1 protein-coding gene is annotated in these 1277 nt (G+C 58.0%); it reads right to left on the bottom strand.

The features are described 5' to 3' along the window. Positions 1 to 1277: carbohydrate porin (locus RTE01_RS26085; protein ID WP_141335487.1), on the bottom strand; the 1277-nt coding region annotated here is incomplete at both ends.

The following is a 1277-nucleotide window of genomic DNA, read 5'->3' as shown; positions in this document are numbered from 1 at the left end:
GCCTCGAACATGCCGCCGACGTTCAGCGAGTCCAGCTGATCGCTGCTGGTGCCGTTGACCTTAGCGGTATGTTTATTATCCACCTGACCGCCGGTGACGTAGAAGCGCAGCATCGGCCGGAACTCAGGTCCCATCCCGATAGAGATGTTCTGCGACAGCGTCAGCTTCCAGCCCTTGTTGTCGCCACCCTGATCGTAGTCAACGCGCTGATAGCCGGCCTCCAGCCAGGTTGAATGCACGTCGTTCCAGAAATACATCGGGCGAACAATCGCGCCGTAGTTTTTACGGTTATCGGTATTGTCCTTGCCGTTGTCGTAGTCATGGAAGGCCAGCAGGTATTCAACCTGCGCCTGGCGGGTGAACTTATAGTTACCTTCGAAGCTGGCGTAGATAGCGGTCAGCCCGTCGGTTTTGTTATAGACGCTGTTATCCGCGTTATCGGAATAGCGCAGGATCACCTTGTTCACGCCGCTGTCGTCGCCGTTGGTGTGACTCAACAGCAGGCCGCCCTGCCAGGCATCGAGCTGCGCGTCGTTATCCACCGCTTTTGAATCAAAGCCGTAGTTGGCGTACACCTCAACGTCGATTGGGCCAGCCTTCATATTGTGGATTTTTGACGTCAGCGCGTAGTGGCCGTCATCGCCGGTGCCCGAGCCGCCGGTACAGGTGATGCGCGACGGGTTGGACTCATCGGCCATTACCTCCGGGCTACAGGACTCAACCTGTGAGACCCCCGCCACGTCAAACTGCACGCCGCCGATATCAAAGTTTTTCACCCCGGCGCCCTGGCCGTCGTGGTTCATCCAGAAGTAGTCGTTGATCCCCTGCTGCGGACGCTGATGGAAGTCGCGACCGGCCCAGATATAGGCGTTGGGGTTTGATTCGAGGACGTTAGTGACGCCGACGTAGGCCTTTTTCAGGTTAACTTCGTCGCTCCAGTGGTCGAACATAACGTTAATATCCCAGATAGCGCCCTGGCTGCTCTTAAAAGCTTTGGTTATCTGGAATTCGCCGCCGTTACCTTCGTTGCCGAGACGGCCGATGGCCGACGCGCCGTTGTAGGAGCCGTCGACGCCGACGAACTTCTGATCGCCGGTCTGGAACTGGGCGCCGTAGCGGGCGTAGCCGCTAAACTTCAGGCCGAATGGAATAGCCATATCCGGCGTGGCTGCGGCGGTTTGCGGGTTGGTTTCCAGATCCACCTTCTTCGCAGCGGCGGCATCCATTTTAGCCTGACGGTCGGCCAGCGCTTTATCCACGGCTTTCGCCACAATGGC

This window comes from Klebsiella terrigena (genome assembly GCF_006539725.1).
Classification (GTDB): Bacteria; Pseudomonadota; Gammaproteobacteria; order Enterobacterales; family Enterobacteriaceae; genus Klebsiella; species Klebsiella terrigena.
This window is presented reverse-complemented; position numbering and strand designations above follow the sequence as displayed.